Here is a 15,916-nt window from a genome sequence, read left to right on the forward strand (position 1 = left end):
GGTCGAGACACCACCCGGAGGTGGATCGTGGCATTGCCGAAGGATGCGTCGGCCCTCGACGGTCGAGTAGCCGTCGTCACCGGCGGCGGGGCCGGCATCGGCCGCGGTATCGCGGAGACCTTCGCGGAATTCGGTGCCCGGGTGGTGATCTGGGAGAAAGACCCGCAGACCGCGGAACGCACGGCCGCCGCGGTCGAGGGTCTCGCCTGCGCGATCGATGTCCGCGACGCTGATCAGGTCGATACGGCGCTGGCCAGAACCATGGCAGAGGTGGGGCTACCGACAGTGCTGGTCAATAACGCCGGCGGGGCGTTCTCGGCACCGTTGCTGGACACCGCCCCGAAGGGGTGGGACACCCTGATCCGTTCCAACCTCACCCATGTGCTGCTGTGCACGCAGCGCGTCGCCCAGGCACTGGTGCGGCACGGGGCGTCCGGGAGCATCATCAACATCGCCAGCATCGAGGGCGCCCGCGCTGCGCCCGGCTTCGCGGCCTACGCAGCGGCGAAGGCGGGTGTCATCAACTTCACCAAGACGGCGGCACTGGAGCTCGCGCCGCACGGCATCCGGGTCAACTGCCTGGCACCGGATCTCACCCTCACCGAAGGCATCGAGCGCATCGGCTCGGCTGAGATGCTGGCCAACGCCGACCGGATGATCCCGATGGGCCGTACCGGTCATGTCGACGAGATGGCCGGAGCCGCGGTCTTTCTGGCCGGCGGACTGAGCACCTACGTCACCGGGCAGACGCTTCACGTCGACGGCGGAACCCACGCGGCGGGCGGGTGGTATCACCACCCGGACGGCAGCGGCTACATACTCGGGCCCCCGCGGCCGGCCACCACCTAGCAGCCCGCCCCTTCAGGGCCGAAAGGATCCGTATGCGGTTCGCGTTCACCTACCCGATCATCACGCATCCATGCGATCCGGAACTGGTGTCCCCGCACGGGGTGGCCGCCGTCGCGCGGGCCGCCGAAGCCGCCGGGTTCGACGCCATGGGCTTCACCGACCACCCGGCGCCGACGCAGCGATGGCTCGACGCCGGCGGCCACGACAGCCTGGACCCCTTCGTGGCGATGGGATTCGCAGCCGCGCACACCCGGACGATTCGGTTCATCCCGAACATCGTCGTCCTTCCCTACCGCAACCCGTTCGTGGTGGCGAAATCGGGCGCGACCTTGGATCTGCTGTCCGGCGGCAGATTCACCCTGGCCGTCGGCGTGGGCTACCTCAAGGGCGAATTCGCGGCACTGGGCGTGGATTTCGATGAACGCACCGAGCTGGTCGAAGAGAGTCTGGACGTCATCCGAGCCATCTGGACCGGCGACGACGTCTCGTTCGAGGGCAGGCACTTCCGGGCCAGGGGGATCACCGCGCACCCACGCCCGGCCACCAGCCCGCATCCACCGATCTGGATCGGCGGAAACACCGGCAAGGCGCGGCAGCGCGTGGCCACCCGCGGCGACGGGTGGGCGCCGTTCGCCGCACCGCCGGGCCTGGCCGGCACCGCGCGCACCGCCGCCATGGACTCCCTCGACGCGTTGGCCGCAGGCATCGCGGATCTGCGACGGCGCTGCGAGGAGGCGGGCCGGGACTGGACGGCCATCGACGTCTGCTTCTCCAACCTTGCCGGAGGCCGCCTCGGTGACGGCGACTTCGATGCGAGCGCCTACCTGGACGGCCTGGAGCATCTGGCCGATGCGGGAGTCACCTGGGTTCAGGTCGCCGTTCCCGGCGCGGGTCTCAGCCAGGCTATCGAGGCGATAACCCAGTTCGGCGAATCGGTGATAAAGAAGGTGTAGCGCCCGGCTGTCAGGCACGCCGCGCCGACGATAGTGTGGCGATATGACCGTGCCGGAGATCATCCGCAGTGTGCCGCTGGCCGAGGAGATCCTCGAGTCACACCGCCACCGAGCCGGCGGTGACGACATCGGTTGGGACGCATATAAAGCCCACGTGTACCGGATCTTCAATTTCGCCCGTGCACTGACACCCGATGCCCCCGACCGTGACGAGAAACTCGCGATCGCCGCGGCATTTCACGACCTGGCCGCGTTCGACACGCTCGACTATCTGGTGCCGTCGATCGAAGCGCAGGACGCGTGGCTGCAGCAGACCGGCCGCGACGCATGGTCGCAGGAGCTGGCTCTCGTGGTCGCCCAGCACCATCGGCTGGCCGGCTACCGCCCGTCTCGCCCCTATGCGCCGCTGGTCGAAGCCGTTCGCCGTGCCGACCTGGTCGACGTGAGCCAGGGCCTGATCAGGTTCGGCCTTCCGCGGTCCTACGTCACCGAGGTGCGCGGCGCCTTCGACGCCAACGTCTTCTTCAGACGGGTGATCCCCTCGGGGGTCGTACGCGCGGTGCGTCGGCTGCAACAACCCGGTTTCCTGCGTCCCGGCAACGCCCTGGCCCGCTCGGGGCATGCCGGACAAGACCACTGACGGCGGCTACCCTTTTCCTTGTGACGCGATCGGTCTCACGCCGTGAGGTTCTGCGCTGCACCGCGCTGCTGGCGCCGGCGCTGGCCGTCCCGGGCGTTATCGGGGCAATGACCGGCACCCCGAAGGCCGGCGGCGAAGGCCTGCAGCTCCTCGATTTCGCCGACCGGCTGGTTCAGCCCGAACAGATCAAAACGGCGGGCTTCGCCGGGGCCCTGGTCTACGTCTCGGAGTTGCGGCCGGGCGCCACGTTCGATTTCAAACCGGTCACCCGCGACTATGCCGATCGGCTTCGCGCCGCCGGCCTGCAGGTCGTCAGTTGCTACCAGTTCGGCAAGCCCGGATGGGTGAACTCCCCGTCGGACTTCACCCGCGGCTATGACGGGGGAGTGGCCGACGCCCGCACGGCGTTGCGGCTGCACAACGCGGCCGGAGGCCCCGACTCGGCGCCGATCTTCTTCAGCGTCGACGAAGACATCGACGCCAAGACATGGAAAAGCCAAGCCGTGCAATGGTTTCGTGGTATCAACTCGGTGCTGGGCACCGAGCGCACCGGGATCTACGGCGGTGCCCGCCAACTCGGCTGGGCGATAGCCGATGGTGTCATCGGGCACTCGACCAGCCCGGGCCACCGGTGGGCATGGCAGACCAAGGCGTGGTCCGGCGGCGAACGGGAGCCGGCGGCCGTGCTCTTCCAGCGTGAAGTCGTCACCGCAACCGACCCGGGTTTCATGATCGGCGACATCCACGTCGACGTCGACGACGTCCTGGCAGCCGATTTCGGCCAGTGGGATCTCGCCCGGTGAGCGCCGGCTCCCGACCGGAGCACGGATATGCCTACCCCACCACGACCGGGCGCGGCATGACGGTGAGCTTGACGCCATAGCGCGGCAGCCCCAAACCGGAGCCGCCAGTGCGCCCGCCGCCGCCCGCCGGGACCGGCGGAGGAAGGGCGGTCATCGACCTGCTCTCCGGGGCGACACTCCAGCCGCTGGCCGATCCGGCGCCGGGAGCCGCCGCCGGGACAGCCGTTGCCCAGCCCGGGGGCGTCGACAACGAGCCGACCAGGGCGGCACGACCGACTCCGGCCGACACACTCGAGCCTGCGCCGCCGGCAACACGCCCGGCGGCCTCGAGCCCGCCGGTGGCCGACGACGCCAGGGACATACCCGGCGCGGCGCCGAGGCCGCCGCCGGACAGGGCTGCCGTGCCGCCGTCTACACCCCGGGCGAGAAAACCGAGCGTCGCCAGACCCGAAAAACCCTCGATATTGCCGCCGGGGTCGAAAATCCCGGTCGCGGCAATCGTGTTCCACAGCTGAGCGTTGACATTCAGCCCCGATCCGTCGTCGCTGCCCCAGGTATCTCCGAACAAGCCGTCGAAAAACTTCGTCCAGTCCCAATCGGGTGACGAGGGCGACGTGCCCTCTGCCGGCGCAGCCGTACCGCGCAATGCGCTCTGCGCCCGGGAGTGCGCATCGGCGGAGTCGGCAGGGACGCCGGCGGACCTGCCCTGCTCTTCGGGGCTGGTGGTCTCCGGTGCGACAGTGAACGGGGCCAGCTTCGCGGCCGTCGCCGAAGCGGCCGCGTAGCCGTACATCGCCACGGCGTCCTGCGCCCACATCTGGCTGTAGCGCGCTTCGGTCGCTGCAATGGCCGGCGTGTTCTGTCCGAGAACGTTGGTCTTGACCAACGCCGCCAGCATCACCCGATTAGTCGCGATTTCCGCCGGTGGCACCGTCATGGCGTACGCCGACAGATAGGCATCAGCAGCTGAATTCGCTTGTGCCGCGGTCTGCTCAGCCTGATCGGCAGTGAGACTCATCCAGGTCATGTAAGGCTCGGCCGCGGCGAGCATCGCGTTCGCGGAGGGCCCCCACCATCCTTGGCTCGCCAGACTCGCCACCGACCACTCGAAAGATATCGCCGCCGCGCGTAGTTCCGCGGCAAGCTGGTTCCACGCTGCCGCCGCGGCCAGCATCGGCCCGGCTCCCGGCCCGGCGTACATCCGTGCCGAATTGATCTCCGGTGGAAGCGATCCGAAATCCATCCCTGAACAACCTTTCAGTACACCGAAACGACGTTGGCGGCATCGGTCGCCGCATACGAGTGCGCGCTCATCTGCAGCGTGTCCACAAACCTCTCGCACACCTCGGCCGCGTGCTTGCTGATCGCTTGGTACATCTGCGCATGGATGGCGAACTGGGCGGCGGTCAGTGCGGAGACCTCATCAGCTGCTGCTGGAACCAGACCGGTGGTCGGCGCCGCGACTGCGGCGCTCTGTGCTGCCACAGCAGCGCCGACGCCAAGCAGGTCAGCCGCTGTAGCGGCCAGTTCCTCGGGCAGGGCGGACACAAAAGACATCGAAACTCCTTTAAGGCATGGCGAATCGGATTGATCGCAAGCAAACTCGCGCGCTGAAACAGCGCCGCAGGGCGCGGTCAGACTGCGCGGGTACGGGACGGCGTGAACCGATTCAGCGGGTGAAAGCGGCGCCGGGAACGGATTCGAACGAAATGGTCGTCGATCTCCAATAGGGACTATCGTTCGGACTCAATGTCGCTCTCACCTCCTCACGGCCAGGGCACACGGGGATGCCGTTGCGGCGTGCACAGCGGGGCGAGTCGTGCCGGCACAAGAGCCGGCCGGCACCCCTCTCGTCAGAGCTTCGGCACTGCACGGCGTATCCGGCCAGCAGCCGGAAGCCACTTGGGCTCAACCCTTAAGCCGGGAAGAGCTGTCCTGACCGTTGGCGTCTCTCGACGTTGGAGGTCAGTGGCCTGTATCCGCACAGACGCCTCGCCTAGCGAGGTGCGTTCGGGGCCATGGTGGCAGCAACCGCGAACGGCGTCAACTCGAACGGCACGTCTCGGGCGCGCCGCTGTTCTGACTCAAAGTCGGCGGGAAAGCCGACTGTTGTTGGAGTACAACATGTTTCGGCGCGAAAGAACGCCGAGCTGTTGACGCGAAATCCCAATCTGTGCGTTAGCTGCCGAAATATGCTGTGCATCAACCGGGTTCGTCGGAGGTAAAGGCGCGTTCTTGCGGTGGTTCGCCACAGAATACCCGTAGACCTTGCTGTGCGCCCTGTGCCAACCCGCTATGCTTGCCTAACCCGGCCTCCGGTCGTCTCGGCCCAGGGCGCCAACAGCAGCTCGCACGCCCGGCGCATGTCGGACTCGGCCCGGGCCGGTGTGGTCTCGCCCATCACGGCCCACGACAGGATCCCGTAAGCACATTGTTCGACCAACAAGGCGAGTTGGGCGTCTTGCGGAGACGGCTCCGCGATTGCGGCTACCGACAAGATGGTCTCGCGCAGGTTGAAGTCGCCGGCAGCGGTCGATTCGGCACGCCGGGCATTGACCGAGGTGATCATGGCCCGCGCCAGCCGCGGCCGGGCGAGCATGGTGCGGCAGATCCCGGCCATGAGTTCGGTGACATCGGCCGCCGCACACCCGGTGCGCTGCTGCGGGAGTGCTAGGGAGCGGGTGTAGTGCAGCAGCAGTGCCGTGAACAGGTGGTGTTTGGTCGGGTAGTAGCGGTAGACAGTGGTGATCGATACCGCCGACTGGTCCGCGACGTCTTGCATCCGGACTCCCTCGAGCCCGTCGCGGGCGCCGAGTCGGGCGGCGGTGGCGAGGATCCGGTCACAGCGGTGCCGTTGTGCGGGCGTCCGGGGGGCCGCCGGCTCGCGATCACGAGGAGGGCGGGGCATCGGACCGTGGCGTCGCCGGGGACCTGCCGCCCAGCAGCTTCTGCATCATCCGATGGGAAGCGAGGACGGCCGCGGCCCGGTCGTGTCCGGCGTGCAGTGCCGGATTCGCGGCGTGTTCGGAGACGATGTGCACGGGCCCGCCGGGGAGCTGGGCGAGGCCTTCGCGGGCCACATCGGCCGGATCGGACACCCGCAGGCCGGGAATGTCGAAGTTGAGCCCGGCCCGCCCCATGGCCGGTGTCTTGGTGACGCCGAGAACGAGTTCGAGAACGTGCACGTTGTAGTCACGCAGTTCCAGCCACAGCCCCTCGGCATAGATCCGGGTGAACGCCTTCACGCCCCCGTACACGGTGTGCCGCGCCGAGCCCAGATAGCCGGTGAGAGAGCCGACCAACATCACGCCGCCCCGGCGGCGAGCGCGCATCGGGCCGGCGAAGTGATGAATCAGCGCCAGCGGCGTCGTCACATTCAGGTCGATCACCTGCTGGAACGCCGCCAGGTCGCCGTCGAGGAACTCCGCGCTGTGGGTATTGGCGCCCGCGTTGTAGATCAGCAGACCGATTTCGAGATCCGTTGTGGCCGAGATGATCTGCTCGGTACTTTCCGGCAGCGACAGGTCCAGGGACAGTTCGCGGACCTGCACGCCCAGTTCGTGGCAGCGATCGGCGGTGTGCTGCAGCGGTTGGGGTTTGCGGGCGATCAGCACCAGGTTGATCCCCGCACCGGCGAGCAGGAGCGCGAACTCCATGCCGACGCCTTCCGAGCCGCCCGCGATCAGGGCCCAGGGCCCGTACTGCGCCCGCCAGGCAGGTTCGTCACCGCTGGACAAGGGCTACCTCCGTAACTAAAATTCATTTTATTTTCTGATGGGGCGAGGCTACCTCGGCCACCGGCGCAGGGAAAGTGCATGAAGCCATTGCGGTACGTCGTTCCCCGAGCCCGTTGATGCGCTTCGGCCTGTCCACCCCGGTGGTCATTCAGCTCCCCGGCGCGGCTTCGGACTGGGAGGCCGACGGCAGCATCGACGACATCACCGAGATAGCCACGGCCGCCGATGAACTCGGATTCGCACACCTCACCTGCTCCGAACATGTGGCGGTTCCCGAAGAGGTGGCGGCTGTTCGTGGCGCGACGTACTGGGATCCGTTGGCCACCTTGGCGTTTGTGGCCGCCCGTACCACGCGGATCAGGCTGGTGACCTCCGTTCTGGTGCTGGGCTATCACCATCCGCTGGAGATCGCCAAGCGCTACGGCACCCTGGATCGGATCAGCCGCGGCCGGCTCACCCTCGGCGTGGGTGTCGGTTCGCTGCGCGAGGAGTTCGAGCTACTCGACTGCGCCTGGGATGATCGCGGCGCCCGCGCCGACGACGCGATGAAGGCGCTGCGCGCGTCGCTGTCGAACAGTCGGCCGGCCTATGACGGCCCCTACTATCGCTATGACTCGGTGATCGTGGAGCCCTGTGCGGTGCAGCCGCGGGTGCCGATCTGGGTGGGCGGGCGCACCAGGCGCTCACTTCGGCGCGCCGTGGACTTGGGTGACGGCTGGACGCCCTTCGGCCTCACGACGGCCGAGATCGCCAAACTGCTTGACTCCGTGGAGCGTCCGGACGACTTCACCGTGGTTCTCGCGACCTCGCCGCTGGACCCGAGCGGCGCCCCGCAGCGGGCCACCGACCAGATCGGTCGCCTGGCCGAAGCCGGGGCGACCGATGTCAACTGCGTGATCTCGGCACGATCCTCGGCGCACTTCCGCGAGCAGCTGGCGGCCCTTGCGCAGCTCACCGACCTCGCGGGAAAGGAGCACCCATGACCGGCCAACGGTTGATCGATCTCGAACGCCGACTGCAACAGATCGAGGACGAACGCGCGATCGAACGGTTGATCGCCTCCTACGGCCCACTGGTGGACGCCGGCGACCCTGACGCCACCGCCGCACTGTGGTGTGACGACGGCGTCTATGACGTCGAAGGCTGGCTGATGCAGGGCCGCGACGACATCGCGGCGATGGTGCGCTCATCGGGACACCAGGAGCTGATCAACGGCGGCTGTGTGCATTTCCTGGGGCCGGCGGTGGTCACCGTCCACGGCGACGACGCGACCGCGGTATGCGCGTCGACGTTGCTGGTCAAACGGGAGGCCGGCTACCACGTGGCACGCGGGGGCGCCAACTATTTCCAGCTCAGGCGGGAATCGGCGGCACCCGGGCGATGGCAGATCGTCAAACGGATCACCCGTCTCCTCGACGGCAGTGCCGACAGCCGCGCCCTGTTGGTCGACGGAATCGCAGGACGGATCCACTGACCCCTACCCGGGCGCCGAGCGGGAGGCCAAGAACTCCCGTACCAGCCGGACGAACTCCTCGGGCCGGTCGTAGGTGAGGATGTGCCCGGCGCCGGCGATGGTGGCCAGGCGGGAATTCGGTGTGGCGGCATGGGCTTTCGCCAGTTCGGCCGCGCCGACCAGCGGATCCTCGGCGCCGCGGACCCACAACGTCGGCACGGACAGTCCCGGCAGTTCCGGCAGCAGGTTCAACCGCATCGAGCCCGGCCCGTAGGCCTCGATCTGCCAGTCGTCGAGCGCCCTTTCGCCGTAGCGGTGCTTGGCGCGCGCCTCGCGCACCGCGTCGGCGATGATCGCGTCGAAATCCGGGGTGCGCTCGCCGGCGGCCAGATTGGCGATCATGGTCCGGCGGATCGCGGCGGGGGATCGCGCCAGATACCAGGAGGCGGCGCGCAGCAGTCCGGGCGTGCGCAGCAGCAGCCAGGTCAAGAATTGCGCCGGGCGTTTGACGTCGAGCCCGCCGGGCCCGGCCGCCACCAGGGCGCTCACCCGTTCGGGGTGCGCCACGGCGAAACCGGCGGCGATACCCGCGCCCATCGACAGCCCGATCAATGCCGCCCGGGCCAGATCGAGCGTGTCGACCAGTTCGTGCAGGAAGCGGCGGAAGAACGCGTCGTCGAGCACGCCGTGCCACGGCCGGCTGGACCCGTGACGGGGCAGATCGATCAGGTGCACCCGGTAGTCGGCCGCCAACGCCGGGGCGACCCGACGCCATACTCCCTGCGCGGTGTCGAGCATCGCTCCGTGCAGCAGAAGCAGGGGCGGTCCGGTCTCGCCGCCGCGGTAGCACCGCACCGGCCCACCACAGACGGTGAGGTCGGTGTGGTTGTCGAACGGGTCGATCACAGCCGCCCCCGCCGGCCTGCGGTCCACCGCAACACCCGCACGTAGACCGGCCACGAGCTGCGCGGGCCGCCACAGCCCAGGTTTACGGCCGCCTTGTCCAGGGCGTCCTCGAGCAGCGCGTCATGCAGCCAACGCCAGATGAACGGCCAGCTCAGCACGGTCCAGCCCACGGTTCTCGCGACCAGGCTGTGGCGCAACTCGTAGCCGGCGGGCACCGGCTGGGCCTGCCACTCGTGATACCCCCGGAGGCCGGTGGGCTTGCTGAAGGCGAACCGGATCCGGCGCGCCGGCTCGTATTCGGTGACGCCGTAGCGGATCGGACCGTGCCCGCCCTTCGCACCGACGCCCAGCGGCCGGTCGAACCGCAACGCCGGCCATTTCTCCTGCGGCCACAGGCGATCGTCGCCACCGGCGAGGCTGTCTATCAAGGCGCCCACCCGGTCGAGGCTATCGGCGGAGAACACTCGACTGTGCACGTTGGTGATTCGCATCGCACGCTCCAATCTAGAGAACTGTCGCTAATTGATTAGAGAGTACTCTCTACTTCATGCCGATGCCAGGGAAGTTCACCGCCGACGAGTTCGTCGACGCCGCCATCGGGTTGATCCTTGCGGGCGGGCCGGGTGCCGCCACCGCCACCGCGGTGGCCCAGGCGGTGGGGGCGCCCAGCGGGTCGGTGTATCACCGGTTCCCGACACGCCACGATCTGTTAGCCGAGGCCTGGCTGAGCCCGGTGCGCCGTTTCCAGGCGGAGTTCCTGCCGCTGCTAACCGCCGACGGTGACCCGGTCGAAATCGGCGTGGCCGCCGCGCGCCACGTGCTGCGCTGGAGCGCCGACCACAAGGAAGCGGCCGCCCTTTTGGCCCGCTACAGCCGCTCCGATTTCGTCAGTGCCGACTGCTCGGCCACGGTGCTGGCCGACGCCGACGCCCTGGACCGGCGCGCTACCGAGGCGCTGACCGGATTCCTGGCGCGGTTCCCGGCCGCCGACCGTGACCGGGTGCGGTTGGCCGTCATCGATGCGCCGCTGGCCCTGGTGCGCCGCAGCTTCGCGACCGGGGGCCCCGACGCCGGCACCGCGGAGCTGGCCGCCGATGTCGCCCTCCGACTGCTGGCTAGCGGAAGCGGACGTTCAGCGTCGCCAGGCCGAAGATCTTCCGCTCCCCGGACTTCGCCCCGACCAAAATGACACCGCTGCGGGTCTCCGGATCCAGGGACTTGATCTTGCCGCTGAACTCGATGTCGGCGCCCTCCTTGGCCGACACGATCGCCGGCGCCGACAGGCGCACCGCATACCGGGTGACCGCACCGGGGTCGCCGGTCCAGGCGGAGGCGAATCCGGCGCCCAGGCCCATGGTCAGCATGCCGTGGGCGATCACGTCGGGCAGCCCGGCCAGCTTGGCGATCTCCTCATCCCAGTGGATCGGGTTGGCATCGCCGGCCACCCCGGCGTAGTTCACCAGGTCGCCGCGCGACAGCCGGGTGTGGCGTACCGGCAGCACATCACCCACCTTCACCTCGTCGAAGGAGGGCGTCGCCGGGGTGCGGGTCAGCCCGCCCTCGGAGATCCGGACCTCACCGTCGGGCCGCAGGGTCTTCTGGTAGGCGGCATCGGATTCCCCGACGCCGAGGATGTTGACGTCGTGCATCATCGCGTTGTGCACGGCCGTCTTGATGGCCGGATCGATATCCTCGGCGGTCACCCCGACGACGGTGGTGTGCAGGGTGTGCACCCGCTCGCCGGCGGCGTCGGTGAAGGTGTTGGTCACCGTGATCAGGTCCCGACCGGCGATCCGGCGCACCGACGTCAGCTCGACGTCGATCTTGAGCTCGTCGCCGGCGACGATCGGCCGGTGCTGCTCGAAGACCTCTTCGGTCTGCATGTAGGTGTCGTATCCGACGACCACCGACTCGAACATCTCGCGGTTGCAGCTCATGCCCGGCGTCGAGGTGAATGTCAGCGGCGCCACCACGTCCGAGTAACCCATCTCCGCCGCCGCGGCGACGTCCCAGTGCGACGGGTGGTAGTCCTGCACGGCCCGGGCGTACTCGCGTACCTTCTCCCGGCCCACCAGATAGGTGCCGTCCATCTGGTAGTAGTGGCCGACCCGTGCTTCCAGCGCCGATGTCTCTGCTGTGGTCATGAATCGACTCAACCGTTCTGTCGGCTTGTTTGCTGAGGCTGACCAGAGCACACTAGCGCGCGGGCTCGGAGCGGGACACATCAGCAATGCTCAGGCGCCGGCACGGGCTGTCGGCGGGCAGGTGGTGGGTGGCCACCACCACCGTGCGATCGGCGCCGAACAGGCCGGGGACCTGCAATAGCGCGCGCAGCAGATCATCGGCGTCGCCGGCGTCGAGGTGTTCGGTCGGCTCGTCGAGCAAAACGATCCGGGCGGGTGAGAGCATCGCCCGCGCCAGCAGCAGGCGCCGGCGCTGGCCGGCCGACAGGCCCTGGGCGCCGCCGGCCAAGATGGTGGCCAGAGCGTCGGGCAGGCCGGCCAGCCACCGGCCGAGACCGACCCGGTCCAGGACGTCGGCCAGTTCGTCGTCGCGGCAGTCCCCGCGCGCCACCAGCAGGTTGTCCCGAACAGTGGTGGCGAAGACGTGCGCGTCTTCGGCGAAAAAGCCGACGGCGGCCCGTACTTCGTTCTCGGGAAGCCGCTGCAGCGCGATCCCGTCTACCTCCACTCGGCCCTCCAGCGGCGCCAGCAGCCCGGCCAGGGTCATCAGCAGCGTGGTCTTTCCGGCCCCGCTCGGTCCGGTGATCGCCAGCCGGTCCCCGGGCGCCAGGTCCAGCGCAACCCGCATCGCGCGGTCCTCGCGGTGGCCGAAGCGCACATCGGCCGACAATCGCCGCGTCGCTGCGGAAGGCAGCGCCGCGTCGGGGCCGGCCACCACGGATGCGTGCGGTGGGGCCAGGTCAATCAGTCGCTGCGCCGCGATCCGCGAACGAGTCAGCTGGATCGCGGCGGCCGGCAGGGCGGTGGTGGCCTCAAACGCGGACAGCGGCAACAACATCAGAATCGCCACGGTGGTGGGTGCGACGGCGTCGGCGAGCCCGATCCCGACCACCAGCGCCCCCAGTACGCTGACCCCGACGGCGGCGGTGGGCATCGCGGCGGCCATGGCGGCCGGCCGCGCGGCGGTGTCCATCGCCGTGCTCCAGGCCCGTTGCCGGCGCTGCGATTCGGCGATGACCCCGGGCAGGCGCCCGGCGATCCGCAGCTCGGGAGCGTGGTCGAGGGCCAACATCGATGAGACGTCGCGCTCGGAAAGGTGTTGGCGGGCCAGGTCTTCCTGCGCGGCGGCGGCCCGCGCCGACAGCCACGGCGCCAGTACCCCGGCGACCAGCAGAGAACCCGCCAACACCGCGGCCGCCGCCGGCGAGATCACCGCGATCACCGCCGTGGCGATCACGCCCAACACGGCCGCCACCCCGACCGGCAGTAGGGCGCGCACCAGGACATCGGCCAATGTGTCGACATCGGTGCCCACCCGTGTCACCAGCTCGCCGGTGTGCAATCGGGCCGCGGCACCCACCGGCCCGTGGGCCAGACGCCGATAGATCTGCGCGCGCGCCGTCCCTGCGGCGTGCAGCGCAGCGTCGTGGCCGGCCAGCCGCTCGCAGTAGTGCAAGACGCCGCGGGAGATCGCGAGCGCCCGCACCGCAACCACGGCGACCGTCAGGTCCAGTACCGGCGGCATCTGCCAGGCGCGGGTGATCAGCCACGCCGAGACCCCGGCCAACGCGAGCGCGCTGCACAGCGACAGCACCCCCAGGGCCCCGGCCAGCAGCAGCCGGGGCAGCCGCGGCCGCAGCAGGCCCCACGCGGCCCGCCGGAGATCAGCGCGCCGCATCGGCCTCACCCGCCTGGGCGCGCACCGTGATCACCCGGTCGCCGATGGCCAGGACCGGCGCGCGGTGGGCGACCACCACCACGGTCGACCCGGCGCGGGCGCGCTGAACCAGGGCCGTCAGCACCCGCTGCTCGGTGGCGGCGTCCAGGTGGGCGGTCGGCTCATCGAGCAACAGCACCGGCGCCGCCGACCCCAACGCTCGCGCCAGCCCCAGTCGCTGCCGCTGGCCCAACGACAACCCGACACCGCCGCGCCCCAACCCGGTGTGCAGGCCGCCGGGCAGTTCGGTGACGACTACATCGAATCCGGCTGCCGCGCAGGCGGCCTGGGCATCGACGAGTTCCCCGAACAGCGCCAGGTTGTCGGCGACGCTGCCGGGGATCAGTGCCGGACGCTGCGGCAGCCAGGACAGCTGTCGCCACCACGCCGGCAGGTCGAGATCGGCGATGTCGGTACCGGACACCGTGACACGCCCCGCGGTGGGCACCGTCAGCCCGGCGATGGCCGCCAGCGTCGTGCTCTTTCCCGCGCCGTTGGCGCCGGTCAGCACCGTGACGAGGCCGGGCTCGATCACCGCGGTCAGGTCGGCGGGCGCGGCACCGTCCCGGCCGGCCACGCTGAGCCGTTCGAGGCGAATCTCCGCGCCGCGCGCCGTCACGACGCGGTGTGCGGGTGTGCCCCGGATCGGTTCACCGATCAGCGTGAACGCCTTCTCCGCGGCGGCGCGCCCGTCCTGGGCGGCGTGAAACTCCACCCCGATGCGGCGCAGCGGCCAGTACACGTCGGGCACCAGCAGCAATACCGTCAAGCCGGCGGTCAGGCTCATCTCGCCGAACACCAGCCGCAGGCCGATGCTCACGGCCACCACCGCCACGCCGAGGGTGGCCAGCAGTTCGAGCACCAGCGCCGAGAGGAACGCGATCCGCAAAGTGGCCATCGTCGATCGGCGGTGGGCGGCGGACAACTCGGCGATGCGGTGCTCAGGCCCGGCGGCGCGGCCGAGCGCACGCAACGTGGGGATTCCGGCGATCAGGTCCAGCAGCCGCGCCTGCAGCGTCGTCATGGCCGCCAGGGCGGCCGCCGATCGGTCCGCGGTGGCCAGGCCGATCAGCACCATGAAGGCCGGGATCAGCGGCAAGGTGATCGCGACGAGCAGGGTCGCTCGTCGGTCGTAGCAGGCGATCACCACCACGGTGGCCGGGGTCAGGACCGCGGCTGACAGCAGCGCGGGCAGATAGGCGGTGAAGTAGGGGCGCAGCCCGTCGAGCCCCCGAGTGACCACGGCCGCCGCGGCGTCGCGTTCGGCGGCCAGCCGGCGGGGGGAGCGCGCGGTGACCGCGGCGAGCACCTGCCCGGCCAGCTCGGCGATCACCGCTCCGGCCCCGCGCTGACCCACGCGGGCCTGTGCCCACTGTGCGACGGTGCGCGCCGTCCACAGCAGCCCCAGCGCCGCCAGCAGTGGTACCCAGTGTGCGACGCTGCGGGTGGATGGATTGGTGATCACCTGAGACACGATGTGCGCCAGCAGGATCGCCGAGGCGATCGCGCAACCCGAAATCACCACGCCGCAGCCCACCGTGGCGGCCAGGAAGCGGCGCACCTCCATCGAGGCCCGCCACAGCCGCGGGTCCAGTGGGGCCCGGGACGTTCCGCCGGTCAGGACGCCTGCCTGGCCAACCCGATGGACGGCGGGATCTGTTCTGCCGAGATACGTTGCCGGAACACCCAATACGTCCAGCCTTGGTACACCATCGCCAGCGGGGCGAAGATCACCGCCGCCCAGGTCATGATCTTCAACGTGTACGGAGTCGACGACGCGTTGTAGATCGTCAGGCTCCACTGCGGATCCAGGGTGGAGGGCAACAGGGCCGGGTACAGGGCGCCGAACAGCAAGACCACCACCGCCGCAACCACCAGCGCGGTGCAGGCGAACGCCCAGCCGTCGGATGCCCGGCGCCACACCAGCAGCACCGCTGCCAGTTGGGCGATGAGGGCGAGCCCCAGCACCAGCCAGGTCCAGCCGGCGCCGTGGGCCACCTGGCTCCACACCCCGAAGGCGGCGACCAGTGCGGTTACCGGCAGCGCTAACCGGCCCGCGAAGCGGTGGGCATCGTCACGGATCGCGCCGGCGGTCTTCAGTGCGGTGAACACCGCGCCGTAGAATAGGAACAGCCCGCCGGTCGCCAGCCCGCCCAGCAGCGTGTAGGCGTTGATCACGTCGCCGAATGCCAACCGGACATGATGTTCGGCGTCCACCGGAAGGCCACGGACCAGAGCCGCGAACGCCACCCCCCACAGGATCGCGGGCAGCCAGGAGCCGGCGGCAATCCCGAAATCCGCCCACGCCCGCCACTTCGGATCGTCGACCTTGCCGCGCCACTCGATCGCCACGGCGCGCACGATCATCCCGAACAGGATCGCCAGCAACGGCAGGTACAGCGTGGAGAACACGGTCGCGTACCAGCCCGGGAACGCGGCGAACATCGCGCCGCCGGCGGTGATCAACCAGACCTCGTTGCCGTCCCAGACCGGGCCGATGGTGTTCAGCGCCGCGCGCCGATGCGCCTCGGGATCGCCGGCGCTGACCCGGCCGAACGGCGTCATCAGCATCCCCACCCCGAAGTCGAAGCCCTCCAGCACGAAGAATCCGAGAAACAACACCGCGACCAGTACGAACCACACCTGGTGTAGGTCCATCGCGAGGTCTCCTTTCG

Annotated in this window: 17 protein-coding genes and 1 riboswitch; of the genes, 7 read left to right on the top strand and 10 right to left on the bottom strand. The window is 69.5% G+C overall.

Annotation, left to right across the window (positions count from 1 at the left end; translation table 11 throughout):
• Positions 1-27: 27 nt before the first annotated feature.
• The 4 genes from BST28_RS03255 (at position 28) to BST28_RS03270 (ending at position 3,245) form a co-directional block, all read left to right on the top strand.
• Complete coding sequence (locus BST28_RS03255) at positions 28-849, top strand: SDR family NAD(P)-dependent oxidoreductase (protein ID WP_083079893.1); 822 nt, start codon at positions 28-30, stop codon at positions 847-849.
• Positions 850-881: 32 nt separating this feature from the next.
• Positions 882-1,802, top strand: a complete 921-nt coding sequence (locus BST28_RS03260; RefSeq protein WP_083079895.1) for an LLM class F420-dependent oxidoreductase — start codon at positions 882-884, stop codon at positions 1,800-1,802.
• A 43-nt stretch (positions 1,803-1,845) separates the two neighbouring features.
• The gene (locus BST28_RS03265; RefSeq protein WP_083079897.1) at positions 1,846-2,442 is read left to right on the top strand and encodes an HD family phosphohydrolase; all 597 of its coding nucleotides are present in this window, start codon (positions 1,846-1,848) and stop codon (positions 2,440-2,442) included.
• A 65-nt stretch (positions 2,443-2,507) separates the two neighbouring features.
• A complete protein-coding gene (locus BST28_RS03270; protein ID WP_420093421.1) occupies positions 2,508-3,245 on the top strand; it encodes a DUF1906 domain-containing protein in 738 nt (245 codons plus the stop codon).
• A gap of 31 nt (positions 3,246-3,276) precedes the next feature.
• On the opposite strand, the gene BST28_RS03275 is transcribed toward BST28_RS03270, so the two are convergent.
• The 4 genes from BST28_RS03275 to BST28_RS03295 form a co-directional block, all read right to left on the bottom strand.
• The gene (locus BST28_RS03275) at positions 3,277-4,488 is read right to left on the bottom strand and encodes a PPE family protein (RefSeq protein WP_083079901.1); all 1,212 of its coding nucleotides are present in this window, start codon (positions 4,486-4,488) and stop codon (positions 3,277-3,279) included.
• 14 nt (positions 4,489-4,502) lie between these two features.
• Positions 4,503-4,802, bottom strand: coding sequence for a PE family protein (locus BST28_RS03280; RefSeq protein WP_083079903.1), 300 nt, complete (start codon positions 4,800-4,802; stop codon positions 4,503-4,505).
• A 281-nt stretch (positions 4,803-5,083) separates the two neighbouring features.
• Positions 5,084-5,256: riboswitch (M-box (ykoK) riboswitch) on the bottom strand.
• A 282-nt stretch (positions 5,257-5,538) separates the two neighbouring features.
• Positions 5,539-6,153, bottom strand: a complete 615-nt coding sequence (locus BST28_RS03290) for a TetR/AcrR family transcriptional regulator (RefSeq protein WP_165758043.1) — start codon at positions 6,151-6,153, stop codon at positions 5,539-5,541.
• The gene (locus BST28_RS03295; protein ID WP_083079905.1) at positions 6,134-6,982 is read right to left on the bottom strand and encodes an SDR family NAD(P)-dependent oxidoreductase; all 849 of its coding nucleotides are present in this window, start codon (positions 6,980-6,982) and stop codon (positions 6,134-6,136) included. The genes BST28_RS03290 and BST28_RS03295 overlap by 20 nt, the downstream gene beginning before the upstream one ends.
• Before the next feature lie 116 nt (positions 6,983-7,098).
• On the opposite strand from BST28_RS03295, the gene BST28_RS03300 reads away from it, so the two are divergent.
• Together BST28_RS03300 and BST28_RS03305 are read left to right on the top strand one after the other, a co-directional pair.
• Positions 7,099-7,965, top strand: coding sequence for an LLM class F420-dependent oxidoreductase (locus tag BST28_RS03300; protein WP_083079906.1), 867 nt, complete (start codon positions 7,099-7,101; stop codon positions 7,963-7,965).
• Positions 7,962-8,456: a nuclear transport factor 2 family protein gene (locus tag BST28_RS03305; protein ID WP_083079908.1), complete on the top strand. Its 495-nt coding sequence runs from the start codon at positions 7,962-7,964 to the stop codon at positions 8,454-8,456. The genes BST28_RS03300 and BST28_RS03305 overlap by 4 nt, the downstream gene beginning before the upstream one ends.
• A 3-nt stretch (positions 8,457-8,459) precedes the next feature.
• On the opposite strand, the gene BST28_RS03310 is transcribed toward BST28_RS03305, so the two are convergent.
• Both BST28_RS03310 and BST28_RS03315 read right to left on the bottom strand, forming a co-directional pair.
• Positions 8,460-9,341: an alpha/beta fold hydrolase gene (locus BST28_RS03310; protein WP_083080032.1), complete on the bottom strand. Its 882-nt coding sequence runs from the start codon at positions 9,339-9,341 to the stop codon at positions 8,460-8,462.
• On the bottom strand, positions 9,338-9,778 hold the full coding sequence (locus BST28_RS03315) for an SRPBCC family protein (RefSeq protein WP_234808180.1): 441 nt from the start codon (positions 9,776-9,778) through the stop codon (positions 9,338-9,340). The genes BST28_RS03310 and BST28_RS03315 overlap by 4 nt, the downstream gene beginning before the upstream one ends.
• Before the next feature lie 110 nt (positions 9,779-9,888).
• Between BST28_RS03315 and BST28_RS03320 the strand changes: the two genes are divergently transcribed.
• Positions 9,889-10,530, top strand: coding sequence for a TetR family transcriptional regulator (locus BST28_RS03320; RefSeq protein ID WP_083079912.1), 642 nt, complete (start codon positions 9,889-9,891; stop codon positions 10,528-10,530).
• Here the strand turns inward: BST28_RS03320 and BST28_RS03325 are convergent.
• Genes BST28_RS03325 through cydB form a run of 4 tightly spaced genes read right to left on the bottom strand, consistent with a single transcriptional unit; the run spans position 10,457 to position 15,899 of the window.
• A complete protein-coding gene (locus BST28_RS03325) occupies positions 10,457-11,485 on the bottom strand; it encodes a fused (3R)-hydroxyacyl-ACP dehydratase subunits HadA/HadB (protein WP_083079914.1) in 1,029 nt (342 codons plus the stop codon). The two genes, BST28_RS03320 and BST28_RS03325, sit on opposite strands and share 74 nt — an antisense overlap.
• A 52-nt stretch (positions 11,486-11,537) precedes the next feature.
• Positions 11,538-13,202: a thiol reductant ABC exporter subunit CydC gene (cydC, locus tag BST28_RS03330; protein ID WP_083080034.1), complete on the bottom strand. Its 1,665-nt coding sequence runs from the start codon at positions 13,200-13,202 to the stop codon at positions 11,538-11,540.
• Complete coding sequence (gene cydD, locus BST28_RS03335; RefSeq protein ID WP_083079916.1) at positions 13,189-14,808, bottom strand: thiol reductant ABC exporter subunit CydD; 1,620 nt, start codon at positions 14,806-14,808, stop codon at positions 13,189-13,191. The genes cydC and cydD overlap by 14 nt, the downstream gene beginning before the upstream one ends.
• A gap of 50 nt (positions 14,809-14,858) precedes the next feature.
• Positions 14,859-15,899 carry a cytochrome d ubiquinol oxidase subunit II gene (gene cydB / locus BST28_RS03340; protein ID WP_083079918.1) on the bottom strand — a complete coding sequence of 347 codons (1,041 nt, stop codon included), beginning with the start codon at positions 15,897-15,899 and terminating at the stop codon, positions 14,859-14,861.
• Between the last annotated feature and the right edge of the window lie 17 nt (positions 15,900-15,916).

Source organism: Mycolicibacter kumamotonensis, from assembly GCF_002086285.1.
Taxonomy (GTDB): Bacteria; Actinomycetota; Actinomycetes; order Mycobacteriales; family Mycobacteriaceae; genus Mycobacterium; species Mycobacterium kumamotonense.